The sequence below is a fragment of the Streptomyces sp. AMJ-169 genome (assembly GCF_055597585.1).
This window is the reverse complement of the sequence record NZ_JBVLTJ010000005.1, coordinates 233,738-250,896: the sequence shown is the minus strand read 5'-3', so window position 1 is coordinate 250,896 and position 17,159 is coordinate 233,738. Positions and strand designations below refer to the sequence as shown.

The window sequence follows — 17,159 nt, the reverse complement described above, 5'->3', positions numbered from 1 at the left end:
CCGCGCGGGGACGAGGAGGGCATCCATGCGCGGAGCCACGCACGCCAAGTGGGCCGTCGGCGCGGCGGCGGTCGCCCTGATGGCGACCGGTTGCGGAGGCGGGGGCGGCGGCAGCGACACGGGCGGCACCCTCAGCGCCTCCTGGGGCGACCCCCAGAACCCCCTGGAGCCCGCCAACACCAACGAGGTACAGGGCGGCAAAGTCCTCGACATGGTCTTCCGGGGCCTCAAGCGGTACGACCCCGTCACCGGCAAAGCCAACGACATGCTCGCCGAGAAGATCGACACCACCGACTCGCAGAACTTCGCCGTCACCGTCAAAGACGGCTGGACCTTCAGCAACGGCGAGAAAGTCACCGCGAAATCCTTCGTCGACGCCTGGAACTACGCGGCGAGCCTCAAGAACAACCAGAAGAACGCCTACTTCTTCAGCTACATCCAGGGCTACGCCAAAACCCACCCCGACGACGGCAGCGCCCAGACCGCCGGCACCCTTTCCGGGCTCAAAGTCACCGGCGACCGCACCTTCACCGTCGCCCTCACCCAGAAGTTCTCCACCTTCCCCGACACTCTCGGCTACAACGCCTTCGCCCCGCTGCCCCAGACGTTCTTCACCGACCACGCCGGCTGGCTGAAGAAGCCGGTCGGGAACGGTCCTTACATGATCGGCTCCTACACCAAGGGCTCCCAGATGAGCCTCAAGAAGTGGGACGCCTATCCGGGGAGCGACAAAGCGCAGAACGGCGGTGTCGATCTCAAGGTCTACACCGACAACAACACCGCCTACACCGATCTCATGGCCGGGAATCTCGATCTCGTCGACGACGTTCCCGCCGCGCAGCTCAAGAACGTCAAGAAGGATCTCGGGGACCGGTATCTCAACACTCCTGCCGGGATCATCCAGACGCTCGCGTTTCCTTATTACGACGCGCGGTGGAACAAGAGTGGGTCCGACAAGGTGCGTCAAGGGCTTTCCATGGCGATCAACCGGCAGCAGATCACCGAGACCATCTTCCAGAAGACCCGCACTCCTGCCACTGACTGGACCTCTCCGGTGCTCGGCGCCGCCGGGGGGTACAAGGCCGGGTTGTGCGGTGCTTCTTGTGAATATGATCCCGCTCAGGCCAAGAAGCTTGTCCAGGAAGGGGGTGGGATTCCTGGGGGGCAGGTGAAGATCAGTTACAACGCCGATACCGGCTCGCACAAAGAGTGGGTCGACGCCGTCTGCAACTCCATCAACAACGCGTTGGGGAATGAGAAGGCTTGTGTCGGGAATCCCATCGGTACGTTCGCCGACTTCCGGAACCAGATCACCCAGCACAAGATGAGCGGGCCCTTCCGGGCCGGGTGGCAGATGGACTATCCGCTCATCCAGAATTTCCTCCAGCCGCTGTACTACACCGACGCCTCGTCCAACGACGGGAAGTGGTCCAACAAGGACTTCGACAAACTCGTCGACCAAGCGAACGCCGAGACCGACACCGGGAAAGCGGTCCACGACTTCCAGAAGGCCGAGGAAGTCGTCCGGGACAACATGGCCGCCATTCCGCTCTGGTACCAGAACGGCAGCGCCGGGTACTCCGACCGGCTCTCCAACGTCAAGCTCAATCCGTTCTCCGTCCCGGTGTACAACGAGATCAAGGTCGGCTGAGCCGGCATGGGGCGCTATGTCGTCCGGCGGCTGCTCCAGATGGTTCCCGTGTTCGTCGGGGCCACGCTGCTGATCTTTCTCATGGTCAATGTGATGGGGGATCCCATTGCCGGGCTGTGCGGTGAGCGGCAGTGTGATCCCGGTACCGCCGCGCAGCTGAAGCGGGAGTTCGGGCTGGACAAGCCTGTCATTCAGCAGTACCTGACGTACATGGGGAACGTGTTCACCGGGGATTTCGGGACCGCGTTCAACGGGCAGAAGGTCACCGAGCTGATGTCGACGGCGTTTCCCGTCACCATTCGGCTGACCGTCGTGGCTGTTCTCATCGAGATCGTTGTGGGGATCTCGTTGGGGGTGGTGACTGGGTTGCGGCGGGGGCGGCCTGTGGATACGGGGGTTCTGCTGGTCACGCTGGTGGTCATCTCCGTGCCTACGTTTGTCACGGGCCTTCTTCTCCAGCTACTGCTCGGGGTGGAGTGGGGGTGGATCAAGCCGTCCGTCTCCGCTGATGCGGAGTTCGGGGAGCTGTTTGTGCCTGGGCTGGTGTTGGCGTCCGTCTCACTTGCCTATGTCACTCGGCTGACCCGGACCTCCATCGCTGAGAATCGGCGGGCGGATTATGTTCGTACGGCGATCGCTAAAGGATTGCCTCGGCGGCGGGTTGTCGTTCGGCATCTTCTGCGTAACTCCCTTATTCCGGTCGTCACGTTCATCGGGACCGATGTGGGGGCGTTGATGGGGGGTGCGATCGTCACCGAGCGGATCTTCAATATTCATGGGGTCGGGTATCAGCTTTACCAAGGAATTCTTCGGCAGAACACTCAGACCGTCGTGGGGTTTGTGACGGTCCTGGTTCTTGTGTTCCTCGTCGCCAATCTGCTCGTCGATCTGCTGTATGCCGTACTCGATCCTAGGATTCGTTATGCCTGAGCCGCAGGAGCCTGAGGTCGCTATCGCCGGTACCGGTATGGGTGGGGCGATGGATCTGGCGGTCAGTGAGGGCAACAGCTTGGAGAAAGGGGGGGTTCCGGGGGGTGCTGGTTCCGGTCCTTCCGGTAAGCCTCGGTCTCTCTGGTCCGACGCCTGGCTTGACCTTCGGCGTAATCCCGTCTTCCTCGTTTCCGCCCTCGTCATCCTCTTCCTCGTCTTCATCTCCCTCTGGCCCTCCGCCATCGCCTCCGGGTCTCCGCTGAAGTGTGATCTCGCCAAGGCGCAGGAGGGGTCGTCCTCCGGGCATCCCTTCGGGTATGACGGGCAAGGGTGTGATGTCTATACGCGGACCGTTTATGGGGCTCGGACATCTGTCGCGGTGGGTGTTCTTGCCACGCTGGGGGTTGCCCTGTTCGGCAGCGTTCTCGGGGGGCTTGCCGGGTTCTTCGGTGGGGTTTGGGATTCGATCCTCTCCCGTATCACCGACATCTTCTTCGCGATTCCTGTGGTGCTGGGCGGGCTGGTTCTGCTGTCCGTCGTCACCAGCAACACCATCTGGCCCGTCATCGGGTTCATGGTTCTGCTCGGCTGGCCTCAGATCTCGCGTATCGCCCGAGGGTCGGTCATCACTGCCAAGCAGAACGATTATGTTCAGGCGGCCAGGGCGCTTGGTGCCTCGAACTCTCGTATGTTGCTGCGGCATATCGCGCCTAACGCTGTCGCTCCGGTGATCGTGGTTGCCACCATCGCGCTGGGCACGTATATCGCTCTTGAGGCGACGCTGTCTTATCTGGGGGTCGGGCTCAAGCCGCCCAGCGTTTCCTGGGGTATCGATATCTCTGCCGCCTCGCCCTATATCCGTAATGCCCCGCATGCTCTTCTCTGGCCGTCCGGGGCGCTTGCCATCACTGTGCTCGCGTTCATCATGCTGGGGGATGCGGTGCGGGACGCTCTTGATCCGAAGCTGCGGTGAAGGTGTGGGTGGGTGGGGTGGGGGTGCCTGCGGCGGCCTGCTCGGGGTCGGTGGGGGCTGGTGTAGCGCCCATGCCTTCGTCGTGGGGCGGGGACCCGGCGGGGGGTGTCCCGTCCTCGGTCCGGCGGTTCTCCCTGTTCAGAAGAGCCCTATTTTCACGCCGGACGCTGCGGGCGGGACACCCCCCGCCGTGTCCCCTTCCCGCCGTTCGCGGGTTTCCCCGCCTTCCCGCCGTCCTGCCCTCCCGCCGTCAGCGGCTTCCCCCGCCTTCCCGCCGTCCTGCCCTCCCGCCGTCAGCGGCTTCCCCCGCCTTCCCGCCGTTCCTCCTTCCGCCGTTCGCGGCTTTCCCGCCCGGCCCCGCCGGCTGGCCTCCCGTCCGCCCTGCGCCACCCCGCCATTGAAATGAGGTGAGCTTCCCTTGTTGCTCGAAGTGCGTGATCTGCATGTGGAGTTTCATACCCGGGACGGTGTTGCTCGGGCCGTCAATGGGGTGTCCTACAGCGTTGATGCCGGGGAGACTCTTGCTGTGCTTGGGGAGTCCGGGTCTGGGAAGTCTGTTACCGCTCAGGCCATTATGGGGATTCTTGATGTTCCTCCTGGGCGGATCAGTGCTGGGGAGATTCTTTTTCAGGGGCGGGATCTGCTGTTGCTCAAAGAGGATGAGCGGCGGCAGGTTCGTGGGGCTCGGATGGCCATGGTTTTTCAGGATGCGCTCAGTTCGCTCAATCCTGTGCTGAGTGTGGGGGCTCAGCTGGGGGAGATGTTCGAGGTGCATCGGGGGATGTCACGGAAAGACGCCCGTGGTAAGGCTGTTGAGCTGATGGAGCGGGTGCGGATTCCGGGGGCCAAGCAGCGGGTCGGTGACTATCCGCATCAGTTCTCCGGGGGGATGCGGCAGCGCATCATGATCGCGATGGCGCTCGCGCTGGAGCCGGCGCTGATCATCGCCGATGAGCCGACCACCGCTCTGGACGTGACCGTTCAGGCCCAGGTCATGGATCTGCTCGCGGAGTTGCAGCGTGAGTACAACATGGGGCTGATCCTTATCACTCATGACCTCGGGGTCGTCGCCGATGTCGCCGATCGTATTGCCGTCATGTATGCCGGGCGGATCGTTGAACAAGCTCCTGTGCACGACATCTACAAGGCGCCGGCTCATCCGTATACGCGGGGACTGCTTGATTCCATCCCCCGTATTGATCAGAAGGGGCAGGAGCTGTACGCGATCAAGGGATTGCCGCCCAACTTGATGAACATCCCTATGGGTTGCGCGTTCAACCCTCGGTGTCCGATGGCTCAAGATGTCTGCCGGACGGATGTACCGCCGCTGCACGAGGCCGGCGAACACCGTGCCAGTGCCTGTCACTTCTGGAGGGAGTGTCTCAATGGTTGAATCAACAGTTGAGCCGATCCTGGAAGTTCGTGGACTGGTCAAGCATTATCCGCTGACTCAAGGCGTTCTCCTCAAGAAACAGGTCGGTGCCGTCAAGGCGGTTGATTGGGTTGATTTCACGCTCAATAGTGGAGAGACCCTCGGTATCGTCGGGGAATCAGGGTGCGGCAAGTCAACTGTTGCCAAGATGCTGGTCAATCTTGAGCGGCCCACCGCGGGGTCGATCAAGTACAAGGGTGAGGACATCACCAAGTTGACCGGCCGGGCGCTGAAGGCCGTCCGGCGGAACATCCAGATGGTGTTCCAGGACCCGTACACCTCCCTCAACCCCCGCATGACCGTCGGCGACATCATCGGGGAGCCGTACGAGATCCATCCTGAGGTGGCGCCGAAGGGGGATCGGCGGCGGAGGGTGCAGGAGCTGCTGGATGTCGTCGGGCTCAACCCGGAGTACGTCAACCGGTATCCGCACCAGTTCTCCGGCGGGCAGCGGCAGCGGATCGGGATCGCGCGGGGGCTGGCGCTGCGGCCGGAGGTGATCGTGGCCGACGAGCCGGTGTCGGCGCTGGACGTGTCGGTGCAGGCGCAGGTCATCAACCTGATGGAGCGGTTGCAGAACGAGTTCGACCTGTCGTACGTGTTCATCGCGCACGACCTGTCGATCGTGCGGCACATCTCGGACCGGGTGGGGGTGATGTACCTGGGGCGGATCGTGGAGATCGGCAAGGACGCCGAGATCTACGACCATCCGACGCATCCGTACACCCAGGCGCTGCTCTCCGCCGTCCCCGTGCCCGACCCCGCCGCCCGGGAGCGGCGGGACCGGATCATCCTCAGCGGGGATGTGCCCTCGCCGACCAACGTGCCGTCCGGGTGCCGGTTCCGTACCCGGTGCTGGAAGGCTCAGGAGCGGTGCGAGCGGGAGGTGCCCCGGCTCGCCGTGCCCTCCGCGTTCCGGGACCGGACCGGGCCGGCCGTGCATGACTCCGCCTGTCATTTCGCCGAGGAGCGGCAGGTCGTGCCGCCTGAGGAGGGGTCGCCCGCCGATTCCGAGACGGCCCCCGGTGACCCCGGATGATCAAGGAAACGTGGTCACAAAACCGCCCCAACGTACCCTAACTGCGTTAACACGCAGGCAACTTCCCCGACGCCGTTCCGATATACGGACGCGTCACGCTGAACAACGTACGGCCGTGCGGGTGCCGTAAACGGGCCGGGACGCGCCATGTCGTCCCGGCCCGTTGCTGTACCCGGAGGTCCTCAGTTCGGCTGATTCACGCCCAACGCTTTGCGCAGGAAGTCCAGCTGGAGGCGTAGGAGGTTCTCCGCGACCTCCTCCTGCGGGGTCATGTGGGTGACCCCGGACAGCGGCAGCACCGAGTGCGGGCGGCCGGCGGCCAGGAGGGCCGAGGACAGGCGGAGGGAGTGGGCCACGACCACGTTGTCGTCCGCCAGGCCGTGGATGATCATCATCGGGCGGTGCTGCTCCGCCGCGTCGACCAGGCCGGCGTCGTCCACCAGGGAGTTGCGCCGGTAGACGTCCGGCTGCTCGGCCGGCAGGCCCAGGTAGCGCTCCTGGTAGTGGGTGTCGTACAGGCGCAGGTCCGTCACGGGGGCGCCCACCACCGCCGCGTGGAAGACGTCCGGGCGGCGCAGGACCGCCAGCGCCGCCAGGTAGCCGCCGAAGGACCAGCCCCGGATGCCGACCCGGCTCAGGTCCAGGGGGAAGTCGCCCGCCAGGGACTGGAGGGCGGCCACCTGGTCCTCCAGGACCACCGCCGCCAGCTCGTCCCGTACCGCCTTCTCCCAGGCGGGGGAGCGGCCCGGAGTGCCGCGGCCGTCGGCCACCACCACCGCGAAGCCCTGGTCGGCGAACCACTGGGACGTGAGGTGGGGGTTGTGGGCCGACAGGACGCGCTGGCCGTGCGGGCCGCCGTAGGGGTCCATCAGGACGGGGAGGGGGGTGTCTCCGGCGTGGTCCCGCGGCAGGAGCACGGCGCACGGAATCCGGCGCGCGCCCCCTGTCGCCAGGCGGACGCGCGGGGACATACCGGGGTGTTCCGCGTACGACGTCACCGTCGCCGCCACCTTTCCGTCCCGCAGCACCCTTGCCACCGGCCCCGCGTGAGTGAGCGTCGCCGACACGAGTACCGTGACAGGGCCGGAGCGCACGGCGCTGTGCACGCCCGGCTCGGTGGAGATCCGCTCCACGCCCAGTTCGTTGACGCGGTAGACGTGCACCTCGCCGAGTTCCGGATCGGCCGCCTCCTCCCCGGCGGCGGCCGACACGAGAACGTCGTCGGCCGAGACGTCCAGCACCGCTCGCAGCTGCAACTGCGCCGTGGTCAGCGGGCGTTCGCCGACCGCGAGGACGCGGGCGCCGGCCTCGTCCGCGATGCGCACGAGCTGTCCCGAAGGGCTCCAGCAGGGCACGCCATGGAAAAGATCCAGCCAAATCCGATCTTCGTCCGCGTGCACCATCCTGGTGGCCCCCGTCTCCGGGTCGGCCGCCAGGTACAGCTGGCTGCGCTGGTCGCGCGCCTGGACCAGCAGGAGCGGCGCACCCGCCGCTGACCAGTGCACTCGCGCCAGATAGGGGAAACGGGCGCGGTCCCAGGCGACTTCCGTACGGGTCCCGTCGAGTGCGATCACGAACAGGCGTACGATCGCGTTCGCTGTGCCCGCCAGCGGGTAGCGGATGTGCTGTGGCTCACGTTCCGGGTGGGACGGGTCGGCGATCCACCAGTGCTCCAACGGCGTGTCGTCCACGCGCGCGACCAGCAGCCGGTCCGACCGCGGCGACCACCAGAAGCCGCGGTGGCGGTCCATCTCCTCGGCCGCGACGAACTCGGCCAATCCATAGGAAACGGACGGGGATTCGGGTTCGGCGAGCGCGCGGTCGTCCTCGCCGCCGGCGCCGGTCACGCGGAGGGTGCCGCCGGCGACGTACGCGATGTGGCGGCCGTCCGGGGCCGGGCGGGGGTCGAACACCTGGCCGTGGGACGGGAGTTCAGCCGTCTCGGCGGAGGCCAGGTCCGTCGTGAAAAGGCGGCCTGACAAGGCGAAAGACGCCAACTGCACGGCTGTGTCGGTCGCGTAGGCGACGATGCCGGCGCCGCCCTCGCGCAGGCGCTCACGGCGGGCGCGCTCCTGCGGGGGGAGGTTCTCCGCCGATCCGCCCAACAGGGTTGAGGGGTCCGCGACTTGGTGTTCGGCGCCGGTCGAAGGGTCCAGCGTCCACAGGGAGTTGGCGCGGTCCGTGCCCGAGGACGAACGCAGGAACGCCACCCGCGTGCCGTCCGGTGCGACCGTGAACGAACGCGGCGCGCCGAGGCTGAAACGCTGGGTACGGGCGTGCCTGCGGGGGAAGGAGACGGACGGAGAATCGGGCTCGATCGTCATGCCACGACCCTATGGCGGATGAATGGCCGCGCGCCCCCTTGCGCGTCCGTGCGCCGACAGATGCGCGCATAGTCGTAGCTATGATCACTAGCGCCATGTGGGTATGAACCTGCTGGCTGTTGTATGGATTCACACGTTCTCCCGCTCTGTCCCCCATGTATCCGGGTCCTTGGAGGTGAGCCGCCGTGGCACTCTCGATTTCGGCGGTGGTGCTGCTGGCGATCGTCGTCTTCTTGCTGATCAAGAAGTCGGGGCTGAAGGGAGGGCATGCCGTCATCTGCATGCTGCTCGGCTTCTATCTCGCCTCTTCCACCGTCGCACCCACGATCAGCGATCTGACGTCGAGCGTGGCCAGCATGATCGGCAGCATCAAGTTCTGACCCCCGCTGCCTGACACTTCACGGCATGGGGCCACCTCGTAGGCTGGCCCCATGACGGATCTCCCGGCCCGGCGCCTCCTCCTGGTGCACGCCCACCCCGACGACGAGTCGATCAACAATGGCGCCACCATGGCCAAGTACGTGGCCGAAGGGGCCCATGTGACCCTGGTGACGTGCACCCTCGGGGAGCGCGGGGAAGTCATCCCGCCAAACCTCGCGCACCTCTCCGGCGCCGCCCTCGGCACCCACCGCCGCCAGGAGCTCGCCGCCGCCATGGCCGCCCTCGGCGTGCGCGACGTACGCCTCCTCGGCGGCGCCGGCCGCTACGGCGACTCCGGGATGATGGGCTTCCCCGACAACGACGACCCCGCCTGCTTCTGGCAGGCCGACGTCGACGCCGCCGCGGGGCAGCTCCTCGACGTGATCCGCGAGGTACGGCCCCAGGTCGTGGTCGCGTACGACGACAACGGGGGGTACGGCCACCCCGACCACATCCAGGCCCACCGCATCGCTATGCGGGCCGTGGAGCTCGCCGGGGACGACGGGATCGTCGTACCGAAGGTCTACTGGAACCGCGTCCCGCGGTCCGTCGCGGAGGAGGGGTTCGCGCGGCTGGAAGGGGACCTCGCCGGGCTGCCGTTCGACAAGGCCGCGGCGATCGGTGATGTGCCCGGTGTGGTTCCTGATGACGTGATCACCACCGAGATCTCCGGCGCCGCGTACGCGGATGCAAAGGCCGCCGCCCTGCGCGCGCACGTCACCCAGCTCGAAGTCGCGCCCGGCGACCGGTACTTCGCGCTCTCCAACTTCCTCGCGCAGCCGCTGTTCACGAACGAGTACTACCAGCTCGTCAAGGGCGAACGCGGCGGCGCGGGCCGCGAGAGCGACCTCTTCGAGGGGGTCGCGTGATGGCGCACCAGGACCGCATCGCCCAGCCCCTCACCCTCCCCTCCTTCCCCCGCGCCGCCGCCTACGCCGGGCTGCTGCTGCTCGGCGCGGTCACCGGGATCGCCGGGGCGCTCGTCCAGGCCGGCTGGTTCCCCGGCGGGCTGCTCCTCGCGCTCGCCGGGGCCGCCGGGCTGTTCGTCGGGGGCGCGCGGGCGACCGACGCGCGGGCCGGGGCCGTCGCGCCCGCCGCCGGGTGGATGATCGCCGTCGTCCTGCTGACCGCCGGACGGCCGGAGGGCGACTTCATGTTCGGCGCGGGCGGCGGCTCGTATCTGTTCCTGCTGGGCGGCATGGCGCTCGCTGTGATCTGCGCCACGATCGGCGCCGGGCGGCAACCGATCGGCGGCGCCGCCCGACTTGGGAAGTGACGTACCACTTCGCGCGTGTGCGCGCGTGCCCATCCGGTGTGGGTTTCCCGGGCGGCCGGGGGATACGGGCCGGACGCGGCCAGTATCGTGGTGCAGCGCCGCCGAGCCGCCCGTGAGGTCGCGCGGTCGGCGGAGCCAACCTGGAGAACCTGCCTTGAGTCGTGAAACTGACACTCCGTCCACCGACGGGCGCGGCGCCGGAGCCGCGTACCCCTCGGGCACGCCTCCGTACGGGACGCCCATGGTGTCCGACGGCGGTGCGGACGCGGGCCGTCCGGCCGCGCGGCCGGAGGAACGCAAGACCGAGACCACGGTGACGACCCGGATCCGGATCAACATCCCCGGCTCCCGGCCCATTCCGCCGGTCGTCGTGCGCAAGCCCGTCGGCGAGGGCGAGACCGAGGGCGGTGACGCCGAGGCGACCGCGGCCATGCCCGTGGTGCCCGAGGTGCCCGCGCAGCCGTCCGCGCCGGGCGCGCAGGAGAAGACCAGCGACTGGTTCGCGCCGCGCAGGTCCGGCCCCGCCAAGGGCGGTCCGGGCGGCGGCGGGACCAACGGCGCGGGTATCCCCGGCGGTTCGGCGCCCCGCGCGGCGGGGGCCCGGCCCGGCGGAGTGGTCGGCGCCATGACGGCTCCCGGCAAGCGGCCCGGCCTGCCCGGCGGCGCGACCGGCGGTCCCGTCGCGCCCGGACACGGCGGTGGCACCGGGTCCTTCGACGTGACGGAGGCGGTGGCCCGCGCGGAGGCGGACAAGTCGGCGGGCGGCGCGGGCGGTTCGGCGGGCGGCGCGGCGAACTCGGCCGGCGGCTCCGCGAACTCCCCCGGCGGCGCACCGGACTTCGGGACCATGGCCCGCGAATTCCCCGACCCCGGCGACGAGTTCTCCGAGAGCGGCACGACGGGACAGCACGCGTTCCCGGGCAACGGCACGACTGCCCAGAACCCCTTCCCGGACCAGCACAACTTCTCCTCCCCGAACGGGAACGGCTACTCGGACACCAACGGGCGGGGCATCCCGACGGCCGGCCTCGGCGGGGGATACCCCGAGACCGACGGCATGGGCATCCCCAGCGGCCCCAACGGTCCCCTCGGCCCCGGCGGCCCCCTCGGCCCGAACGGCCCCACCTCCGCCGTCACCGGCGACGCCCCCGCGATCCTCCCGGGCCCCGGCGTCCCCGGCACGGCCCCCGGCCCCGGCGGCCCCGGCCTCACCCACGGCCTCGTCTCCCCGCAGGCGGCGACGGCCCCGCCGCAGAGCCGTACGCCGGGAGCAACGGGCGTACCCGGCGCCCCCGGTGCGACCGGCGTCCCCGGCACCGGCCGTCTCCCCGGCGGCGGGCTCAGTGACGACACCGCGATCCTCACCCCCCAGAAGCAGTCCCCCGCCCCGGCCGGCTTCCGCGCGGACGGCAACGTCTCCGGGCAGACCGTCACCAGCGGCATCCCGGTCGTCCCCCCGGCGAGCCAGACCCCGGCGCCCAAGACGCCCGCCAAGGGCAAGGCTTCCGGCAAGAAGAAGGGCCGCGGCAAGCTCGGCCTCCTCGTCGGCCTGGTCGTCGTCGCGGGCGCCGGTGTCTACGGCGCCGGCCTGCTCATGAACCACTCCGACGTCCCCAAGGGCACCACCGTCCTCGGCGTCGACATCGGCGGCGGCACCCGCGACGAGGCCGTCAAGAAGCTCGACGACGCCTTCGGCACGCGCGCCCAGAACGCCAAGGTCCAGCTCAAGGTCGGCGACAAGGAGATCACCCTCCAGCCCGACCAGGCGGGCCTCCAGTTCGACATCCCGGCGACCGTCGACTCCGCCTCCGGCAGCGACTACAACCCGGTCTCCGTCATCGGCGCCCTCTTCGGGCAGCAGCGCGTCGTCGCGCCCGACATGCCGGTCGACGAGGAGAAGCTCCAGGCCGCCATCGAGAGCGCGGCCGGCGGCACCGGCTCGGTCTCCGACGGCACCATCAAGTTCGAGGACGGCAAGGCCGTCGCCGTCTACGGCAAGGCGGGCGAGGGCATCGACACCGCCAAGGCCGTCCCCGCGGTCGAGGCGGCGTACCGCACGCAGGTCGAGACCGGGAAGTCGACCGTCGTGAGCGTGCCCACGACCAGCCGGCAGCCGACCGTCTCCAACGCCGAAGTCGACCGCGAGATGAAGGAGTTCGCCGAGCCGGCGATGTCCGCGCGGGTCACCGTCCAGACCGCGGGCGGCGCCCAGAGCATCCTGTTCGGCCCCAAGTCGCTGCCGAAGATCATCAGCTTCAAGGCGGTCGACGGCAAGCTCGTCGACTCGTACAACCTGGAGGCCCTGAAGGAGGCGTACGGCAGCACCTTCGACGGCGTCCAGATCACCACCGCCACCGGGAAGCGGGCGCTGCTGCCCCAGGACGTCGTCAACGCGCTGCGCAAGGCGCTGGTCGGCAAGACGACGGCGGAGCGGGTGGGGGTCATCGAGACCAACCCGACCTGATCGGGGAGCGGCGCCCCTGGCCTTTCACCGGCCGGGGGCGCTGTTCTTTTGACGAGCTGTGCAAATTTAATTGCACGTAAGCATCTCTGTGCACATAGAATTGCCGCACCCGACTCTGAGGAGCCCCCCGGTGACGATGCACTCGGCGACCCTGGCCATCAACGAGACGATCCGGGCCCGCAAGGCGGCCGGTGAGAAAGTGCTCCATCTGGGCTTCGGGGAGGCCGGGTTGCCGGTGCCCGACCCGGTCGCCGGCGTCCTCGCGGGGGCGGCGCGGCGCAACGGCTACGGCGCGGTCGTCGGCTCGTACGAGGCCCGGGAGGCGGCGGCCGGCTGGTTCGCGCGCAGGGGTACGCCGACCCGGCCCGAGCAGGTGCTGTTCGCGCCCGGCAGCAAGGCGCTGCTGTTCGCGCTGCTCACCGTGCTGCCCGGGGACCTGGTGCTGCCGCGTCCCGCGTGGGTGAGTTACGCCGCCCAGGCCGCCCTCGCCGGCAAGCGGACCGTCCATGTGCCCGTCCCCGCCGAGTCCGGGGGCGTCCCCGACCCGGCGCTGCTGGACGACGCCCTCACGCGCGCGCGGGCCGAAGGGCTGGCCCCGGGCGTCCTGTTGCTGACGGTCCCGGACAACCCGACCGGTACGGTCGCCCGCGCCGATCACGTCCGCGCGGTGTGCGAGACCGCCGGGCGGCACGGGCTGGCCGTCGTCTGCGACGAGATCTACGCCGAGCTGTGCCACGACGGCGGGGCCGCGCCCAGCGCGCTGCCGTATCTGCCCGAACGGACCGTCGTCACCAGCGGGTTGAGCAAGTCCATGGCGCTGGGCGGCTGGCGGATCGGGTTCGCGCGGGTGCCCGACGGGGCGTGGGGGCGGGCGCTGACGCGGGATCTGACCGGCGTCGCGAGCGAGATCTGGTCGAGCCTCGCCGCGCCGATGCAGGCGGTGGCCGCGTACGTCCTGGGTGATCCGCCCGAGGTCACCGGGCACATCGACGCCGCCCGGCGGCTGCACGGGGCGGTGGCGCGGGCCGTGCACGCCGAGTTCGTGCGGGCGGGGGCGGTGTGCAGGGCGCCGGAAGCGGGCTTCTACCTGTACCCCGACTTCGAGCCCCTCCGGGACGCCCTCGCCGCCCAAGGCATCGGCACCGGCGCGGAGTTGGCGTCCGCCCTGCTGGAGCGGTACGGGGTCGGGGTGCTGGCGGGGGAGGCGTTCGGGGACGAGCCGGGGGCGCTGCGGGTGAGGGTGGCGACGAGTCTGCTGTACGGGGAGACGGAGGGGGAGCGGTGGGCGGCGCTGGGGGAGGGGGAGGGGGCGGTGGAGTTGCCTTGGGTGGCGGGGGTGTTGGGGGAGTTGAGGGGGGTGTTGGAGGGGGTTGTGGGGCGGGGTTGATATCCCTCACCCCTCCCCGCCCCCCGCATAAACCCCGAACCGCTCCAGCAGCTCCTCCTCCCGCAGCAGTGTCGACCGGGCCTCGTGCCCCCTCTCCTGCGCGACGCCCGCCGCCAGTGCCTGTGTCAGGGACGTGAACGCGGTCATCGAGCGCAGGACGGACGGGCCGGCGGCGTCGACGTAGAACGTGTCGTGGGCGGTCGCCGCCAGCGGGGACGCCGGATTGTCGGTCAGGGCGACGCAGCGGGCGCCTCTGGAGCGCGCCCACCGCAGCGCCTCGACCGTCTCCGCGCTGTAGCGGTGGATGGAGACGGCGACGAAACAGTCGTCCGCGCGGATGCGGCGCAGCTCGTCGGTGAGGCCGCCGGCGGACGCCGTGACCGTATGGACGTCCTCGCGGAGCATGCCGAGCAGATAGCCGAGGAGGTACGCGGGCGCGTGGCATTTGCGCAGGCCCATCACGTGCACCCGGGGGGAGTTCGCCAGCGCGGAGACGGCCGCCGTCCAGGTCTCCTCGGGGATGCGGGCGAAGGTGCGCGCGATGTTGGCCTGGTCGAGGGCGACGGTCCGCTCCAGCGGCGCGCCGCCCTCCGCGCCGAGCTGCTCCAGGCTGCGGTACCGGCGCAGCAACTGGGCCTGCTCGCGCAGCCGTTCACGGCACAGCCGGGTCAGCCCCGGATACCCGTCGAGCCCGAGCCCGGCGGCGAACCGCACCACCGTCGCCTCGTTCACCCCGACCGCCGAGGCCAGCTCGGACACCGTCATGAACGCGACCCCCTCCGGATCGGCCATGACCCGCTCGGCCAGCCGCCGCTGCGAGGGAGTCAGCGAGGACTCCCGGCGGCGCAACTCGGCGAGGAGGTCGTCGAAGGTCTGGGGGGTGGGGCGGGGGGAGGCTGGGGGCATGGGGGGATTGTCTCTCGACGAGGGGCGGGCGGGGGGTGCGGAGACCGGGCAGCGCCCCTGTAACTGAGCCGTTGGCCCATGAGAAGTCGCCGCGCAAGGGCGCCCTCTAGCTACCCCAGGCACCCAGCAGTTCCCGCACAGGGAGGGCATTCCTGTACGGCTCGAAACGGCTCACCATGTCGTCGAGCATGGCCGTGAGCCGCGCGGAGGCGGTGCTCCGGGACAGCTCCATGGCCCTGCCCGCCGCGTGAACCCCGCGATCCAGGTCGCCCGCGTCCACATGAGCACCGGCGAGCCAAGCCTGGTACAGGGCGACTTCGCGCGCGTGTGAATCGTCGTACGGAGCCGTCAGCCCTTCCAGCACCGGTACCGCCTTGTCCGGCCTCTTCAGCTCCGCCCAGCAGCGTCCCGCCATGATCTGGGACTCGTCCCTGTTGATCCAGTACACCGTGTCCGGTTCCGGCACGGCGTCGCGGTCACGGCGGTCGTGGGCCTGTGCCGAGATCCCCAGCGCCTGGTCGGCCCCCCCGGCGTCTCCGGTGCGGGCACATGCCCATGCGAGCCGGTCGGCGAGAACGACCTCGACGGCGGGGAGCATGTCCTTGGGGGCGTTCGCGAGGGCCGCGCGCGCCATGGCCACGCCCTCTCGGGGGTTCTTCGAAGACGCCGTGATGTACGACAGTTCGGAGAGCGCGGTGGAGGCCAAGGTGCGGTTCCCGGCCTGGGCGGCGGCCGCCGCGGCGGCCTGCGCCAGCTGTCGGGCCTTCTCCTCCCGCCCGCTGTCAAAGGCGACCCAGGACGAGAACTGGTACAGCTCGCCGAGCAGGCTGAGCAGCCCCCGGGCGGTGGACTCCCCGTAACTTCCGTTCCTCGCGAGCCCGGAAAGGGCCTGCGCTTCTTCCGCGGCCAGCGGAAGCACCGCCGTGCTGCCGTTGTAGTCGTCGAGCCGCCTCAGATCGACGAGCCGCTGGGAGAAGCGATCGATGTCGGACTTCCCAGCCGACGGCCTTGGGCCATCGCAGGCGGTGCGGCAGCGACCGACAGTCCCAGAACGGCACCGGCTCCGATGAACGCTCGACGGTCCACAGGATCAACCCCTTCCACAGGAGTGCTACCCGCTGGAGACGGGGTCCGATCACGGTAACCGGACAGGTCGACGCGGAGCACCTGTTCGAGGTAGGGACGCCATGTCTTGGGCTCGGGACCGCCTGGTTTCTCCCACCGCGCCACCTGACTGCGGTGAAGGGCCCGAGGATGCCAGCCCCGGGCGATGCTCAGCTCCCGCGCCAGTCCCGCGTGGCTCAGGAACATGGCTTCGCGGCGCTCTCGGATCAGGTCACCTGTACGCATCGGCCCACCCGCGTCTACACCGTGTCGGCAACTTGTCTACAGCCTGTCACCTGTCCAACTCTGTTGCGCGCGCTTTCACTTGGGCTCACCGAAAAGAACCAGTCGCCTTGAGAGGGACGACCATGACTGTGCTCGCGGAAACACCGGCCACCGGACCGAAGTCCGCCCCGCCCCGGTTCCTGTGGCTGGACCTGACCCGGAAGTGCCAGCTGAACTGCGCCCACTGCCACAACGGGTCGGGACCGGACGGAACGCACGGCGGCATGACCGCCGAGCACTGGACGAGCGTGCTCGACCAGGCCGCCTCGCTCGGCATCCCAGGCGTGCAGTTCACCGGGGGTGAGGTGACGCTGCACCCCGACGCGCCGGAGCTGATCGGACACGCGCTGAGCCTCGGTCTGAAAACGGAGGTCTACAGCAATCTCGTCCACGTCCCGGAGGCATGGTGGCCGCTTCTGCGGCGTTCCGGTGTCTCGCTGGCCACTTCGTATTACTCCCCCGACCAGGGCAGGCACAACGCGCTGACGGGACGCCCGAGTCACGCCCGGACCCGGGCGAACATCCTGAGGGCCGTGGAGTACGGCATCCCGATCCGCGTCTCCGTGATCGTCACCGGGCCTTCCGACTCCGGCGACGAGACCCGGCGGGAGCTCGCGGCCCTGGGGGTGGACGAGGTCCGTGTCGACCACATCCGCCCCTTTGGACGCGGGGCGGACGGGCAGGAGCCCGGCACGGCCGGCCTCTGCGGGCGGTGCGGTACCGGCCGGGCCTGCGTCGGCCCGGACGGTTCGGTCTCCCCGTGTGTCTTCTCGACCTGGCTGCGCGCGGGAAACGTCCAGACTTCCTCGCTGGCCGCTATTCTCGGCGGCCCCGCAATGGCGTACGCCAACGCCACCATCCGGGCAGGGCGGGGCGTGAGCGCCAAACCGTGCGGTCCGGACGACAACGACGACGAATGCTCGCCGGGCTTCCCCGGCAGCGAGTGCACGCCGAGGAACTGAAGGGCG

14 protein-coding genes are annotated in these 17,159 nt (G+C 69.3%); 11 read left to right on the top strand and 3 right to left on the bottom strand.

The window, feature by feature from the left end; translation table 11 throughout:
- The first annotated feature begins 25 nt into the window (after window positions 1-25).
- The 5 genes from ACYUD3_RS14460 (at window position 26) to ACYUD3_RS14440 (ending at window position 6,025) form a co-directional block, all read left to right on the top strand.
- Window positions 26-1,651, top strand: coding sequence for a peptide ABC transporter substrate-binding protein (locus ACYUD3_RS14460; RefSeq protein WP_470969026.1), 1,626 nt, complete (start codon window positions 26-28; stop codon window positions 1,649-1,651).
- 6 nt (window positions 1,652-1,657) lie between these two features.
- Window positions 1,658-2,581 (top strand): ABC transporter permease, encoded by a 924-nt coding sequence (locus ACYUD3_RS14455; RefSeq protein ID WP_470969024.1) that lies wholly within the window; start codon window positions 1,658-1,660, stop codon window positions 2,579-2,581.
- A complete protein-coding gene (locus ACYUD3_RS14450; RefSeq protein WP_470969021.1) occupies window positions 2,574-3,554 on the top strand; it encodes an ABC transporter permease in 981 nt (326 codons plus the stop codon). The genes ACYUD3_RS14455 and ACYUD3_RS14450 overlap by 8 nt, the downstream gene beginning before the upstream one ends.
- A gap of 418 nt (window positions 3,555-3,972) precedes the next feature.
- Window positions 3,973-4,947, top strand: a complete 975-nt coding sequence (locus tag ACYUD3_RS14445; protein WP_470969019.1) for an ABC transporter ATP-binding protein — start codon at window positions 3,973-3,975, stop codon at window positions 4,945-4,947.
- On the top strand, window positions 4,940-6,025 hold the full coding sequence (locus ACYUD3_RS14440; RefSeq protein ID WP_470969016.1) for an ABC transporter ATP-binding protein: 1,086 nt from the start codon (window positions 4,940-4,942) through the stop codon (window positions 6,023-6,025). The genes ACYUD3_RS14445 and ACYUD3_RS14440 overlap by 8 nt, the downstream gene beginning before the upstream one ends.
- Window positions 6,026-6,207: 182 nt before the next feature.
- Here the strand turns inward: ACYUD3_RS14440 and ACYUD3_RS14435 are convergent, their stop codons facing one another.
- Window positions 6,208-8,349, bottom strand: a complete 2,142-nt coding sequence (locus ACYUD3_RS14435) for a S9 family peptidase (RefSeq protein ID WP_470969013.1) — start codon at window positions 8,347-8,349, stop codon at window positions 6,208-6,210.
- Between the two features lie 185 nt (window positions 8,350-8,534).
- On the opposite strand from ACYUD3_RS14435, the gene ACYUD3_RS14430 reads away from it, so the two are divergent.
- From ACYUD3_RS14430 to ACYUD3_RS14410, 5 genes are all read left to right on the top strand, one after another.
- Window positions 8,535-8,729, top strand: coding sequence for a hypothetical protein (locus ACYUD3_RS14430; RefSeq protein WP_470969011.1), 195 nt, complete (start codon window positions 8,535-8,537; stop codon window positions 8,727-8,729).
- Window positions 8,730-8,780: 51 nt separating this feature from the next.
- On the top strand, window positions 8,781-9,638 hold the full coding sequence (mshB, locus tag ACYUD3_RS14425; RefSeq protein ID WP_470969009.1) for an N-acetyl-1-D-myo-inositol-2-amino-2-deoxy-alpha-D-glucopyranoside deacetylase: 858 nt from the start codon (window positions 8,781-8,783) through the stop codon (window positions 9,636-9,638).
- Window positions 9,638-10,045 carry a DUF6113 family protein gene (locus ACYUD3_RS14420; RefSeq protein ID WP_470969006.1) on the top strand — a complete coding sequence of 136 codons (408 nt, stop codon included), beginning with the start codon at window positions 9,638-9,640 and terminating at the stop codon, window positions 10,043-10,045. The genes mshB and ACYUD3_RS14420 overlap by 1 nt, the downstream gene beginning before the upstream one ends.
- Before the next feature lie 154 nt (window positions 10,046-10,199).
- Window positions 10,200-12,509, top strand: a complete 2,310-nt coding sequence (locus ACYUD3_RS14415; protein ID WP_470969004.1) for a peptidoglycan binding domain-containing protein — start codon at window positions 10,200-10,202, stop codon at window positions 12,507-12,509.
- A gap of 136 nt (window positions 12,510-12,645) precedes the next feature.
- A complete protein-coding gene (locus ACYUD3_RS14410) occupies window positions 12,646-13,896 on the top strand; it encodes a pyridoxal phosphate-dependent aminotransferase (protein WP_470969784.1) in 1,251 nt (416 codons plus the stop codon).
- A gap of 6 nt (window positions 13,897-13,902) precedes the next feature.
- On the opposite strand, the gene ACYUD3_RS14405 is transcribed toward ACYUD3_RS14410, so the two are convergent.
- Entirely contained in the window at window positions 13,903-14,802 is a 900-nt protein-coding gene (locus ACYUD3_RS14405; protein ID WP_470969001.1) for a MurR/RpiR family transcriptional regulator, read from the bottom strand.
- A gap of 106 nt (window positions 14,803-14,908) precedes the next feature.
- On the bottom strand, window positions 14,909-15,721 hold the full coding sequence (locus tag ACYUD3_RS14400) for a hypothetical protein (RefSeq protein WP_470968999.1): 813 nt from the start codon (window positions 15,719-15,721) through the stop codon (window positions 14,909-14,911).
- 553 nt (window positions 15,722-16,274) lie between these two features.
- Here ACYUD3_RS14400 and ACYUD3_RS14395 point away from each other — a divergent pair.
- Window positions 16,275-17,153, top strand: coding sequence for a radical SAM/SPASM domain-containing protein (locus ACYUD3_RS14395; protein ID WP_470968997.1), 879 nt, complete (start codon window positions 16,275-16,277; stop codon window positions 17,151-17,153).
- The last annotated feature ends 6 nt before the right edge of the window (window positions 17,154-17,159 follow it).